At 57.7% G+C, this 2,936-nt stretch carries 2 rRNA genes (1 of these 2 cut by a window edge); both read right to left on the bottom strand.

Annotation, left to right across the window (positions count from 1 at the left end):
- Nucleotides 1–63: 63 nt before the first annotated feature.
- Nucleotides 64–180: ribosomal RNA gene (gene rrf / locus RM423_RS23920) — 5S ribosomal RNA — on the bottom strand.
- Between the two features lie 107 nt (nt 181–287).
- A 23S ribosomal RNA gene (locus RM423_RS23915) occupies nt 288–2,936 on the bottom strand (it continues 460 nt past the right edge of the window).

The raw sequence follows: 2,936 nt of genomic DNA, 5'->3' as shown, positions 1-2,936 counted from the left end.
GGGGGGAATGCAGTGAAGGCCGTTCCGGGGGGTGCCCCGGGACGGCCTTGACTGTAGTGGTGTGTCCGGCGACGTCCTACTCTCCCACGCAGTGGCCCGCGCAGTACCATCGGCGCTGAGAGGCTTAGCTTCCGGGTTCGGGATGGGACCGGGCGTTTCCCTCTCGCTATGGCCGCCGAAACTCTATGGAGATGTCCGGTCCGTGCCGGCACCCACCCCGGGTTGTTGCTTGGGGGTGGTGCGGGGACCGTACCTCGAGAGGCCGCACAGTGGACGCGTAGCATTTTTGTGGCAAATCCTCGGCCTATTAGTACCAGTCAGCTCCGAACATTACTGTTCTTCCACTTCTGGCCTATCAACCCGGTGGTCTAGCCGGGGGCCTTACTCCATGAAGGATGGGAGTCCTCATCTTGAAACAGGCTTCCCGCTTAGATGCTTTCAGCGGTTATCCCTTCCGAACGTAGCTAATCAGCAGTGCCCTTGGTAGGACAACTGACACACCAGAGGTTCGTCCGTCCCGGTCCTCTCGTACTAGGGACAGCCTTCCTCAAGACTCCTGCGCGCGCGGCGGATAGGGACCGAACTGTCTCACGACGTTCTAAACCCAGCTCGCGTACCGCTTTAATGGGCGAACAGCCCAACCCTTGGGACCTACTCCAGCCCCAGGATGCGACGAGCCGACATCGAGGTGCCAAACCATCCCGTCGATATGGACTCTTGGGGAAGATCAGCCTGTTATCCCCGGGGTACCTTTTATCCGTTGAGCGACACCGCTTCCACAAGCCAGTGCCGGATCACTAGTCCCAGCTTTCGCTCCTGCTCGACCCGTCAGTCTCACAGTCAAGCTCCCTTGTGCACTTGCACTCAACACCTGATTGCCAACCAGGCTGAGGGAACCTTTGGGCGCCTCCGTTACATTTTAGGAGGCGACCGCCCCAGTCAAACTACCCACCTGACACTGTCCCTGATCCGGATTACGGACCGAGGTTAGACATCCAATTCGAACAGAGTGGTATTTCAACGTTGACTCCACCCGCACTGGCGTGCGAGCTTCACAGTCTCCCACCTATCCTACACAATTCGAACCGAACACCAATATCAAGCTATAGTAAAGGTCCCGGGGTCTTTCCGTCCTGCCGCGCGTAACGAGCATCTTTACTCGTAGTGCAATTTCGCCGAGTCCACGGTTGAGACAGTCGAGAAGTCGTTACGCCATTCGTGCAGGTCGGAACTTACCCGACAAGGAATTTCGCTACCTTAGGATGGTTATAGTTACCACCGCCGTTTACTGGGGCTTAAATTCTCAGCTTCGCCCGTGAGGGCTAACCGGTCCTCTTAACCTTCCAGCACCGGGCAGGCGTCAGTCCGTATACATCGTCTTACGACTTCGCACGGACCTGTGTTTTTAGTAAACAGTCGCTTCTCGCTGGTCTCTGCGGCCGTCCGACGCTCAGGGAGCAAGTCCCGTCACACCAGCCGGCCCCCCTTCTCCCGAAGTTACGGGGGCATTTTGCCGAGTTCCTTAACCATGGTTCACTCGATCGCCTTAGTATTCTCTACCTGACCACCTGTGTCGGTTTGGGGTACGGGCCACTCAGAGCTCGCTAGAGGCTTTTCTCGGCAGCATAGGATCATCGAATTCGCCTCACTCGGCTATGCGTCAGCTCTCAGGCTATGTGTTCCGCGGATTTACCTACGGAACGCCCTACAACCTTGCCCCAGTATTACCACTGACTGGTACGACTACCTTCCTGCGTCACCCCATCGCTTAGCTACTACCAGCTCGGGCCGCGCGCTCCACCACATCAACCCCGAAGGGCCTCAACGGCTTCAGGCGCTTAGCATCACTGGTTTCGCCATGGGCGCTCATTCGCGGGTACGGGAATATCAACCCGTTGTCCATCGACTACGCCTGTCGGCCTCGCCTTAGGTCCCGACTTACCCTGGGCGGATTAGCCTGGCCCAGGAACCCTTGGTCATCCGGCGGAGGAGTTTCTCACTCCTCTTTCGCTACTCATGCCTGCATTCTCACTCGTGTGCCGTCCACGGCTGGATCACTCCGCCGCTTCACCCGGCACACGACGCTCCCCTACCCATCCACGCATCTGGCCCGAAGGCAGACTCACACGTGAATGACACAGCTTCGGCGGTGTGCTTGAGCCCCGCTACATTGTCGGCGCAGAATCACTTGACCAGTGAGCTATTACGCACTCTTTAAAGGGTGGCTGCTTCTAAGCCAACCTCCTGGTTGTCTGTGCGACTCCACATCCTTTCCCACTTAGCACACGCTTAGGGGCCTTAGCTGGTGTTCTGGGTTGTTTCCCTCTCGACCACGGAGCTTATCCCCCGCAGTCTCACTGCCGCGCTCTCACTTACCGGCATTCGGAGTTTGGCTGACTTCGGTAAGCTTGTGAGCCCCCTAGGCCATCCAGTAGCTCTACCTCCGGCAAGAAACACGCGACGCTGCACCTATATGCATTTCGGGGAGAACCAGCTATCACGAAGTTTGATTGGCCTTTCACCCCTACCCACAGCTCATCCCCCAGGTTTTCAACCCTGGTGGGTTCGGTCCTCCACGCGGTCTTACCCGCGCTTCAACCTGGCCATGGGTAGATCACTTCGCTTCGGGTCTAGAGCATGCGACTCACTCGCCCTATTCAGACTCGCTTTCGCTACGGCTACCCCACACGGGTTAACCTCGCCACATACCACTAACTCGCAGGCTCATTCTTCAAAAGGCACGCTGTCACGACCACACACAAGTGCGGCGACGCTCCAACGGCTTGTAGGCGCGCGGTTTCAGGATCTATTTCACTCCCCTCCCGGGGTGCTTTTAACCTTTCCCTCACGGTACTTGTCCGCTATCGGTCACTAGGTAGTATTTAGGCTTAGCGGGTGGTCCCGCCAGATTCACAGCGAATTTCACGGGCTCGCTG

The sequence above is a fragment of the Jatrophihabitans lederbergiae genome, assembly GCF_031845305.1.
In the GTDB taxonomy this organism is placed as follows: domain Bacteria; phylum Actinomycetota; class Actinomycetes; order Mycobacteriales; family Jatrophihabitantaceae; genus Jatrophihabitans_A; species Jatrophihabitans_A lederbergiae.
Note: the sequence above shows the minus strand (reverse complement) of the source record. Positions and strands in the feature narration are given on the sequence as shown.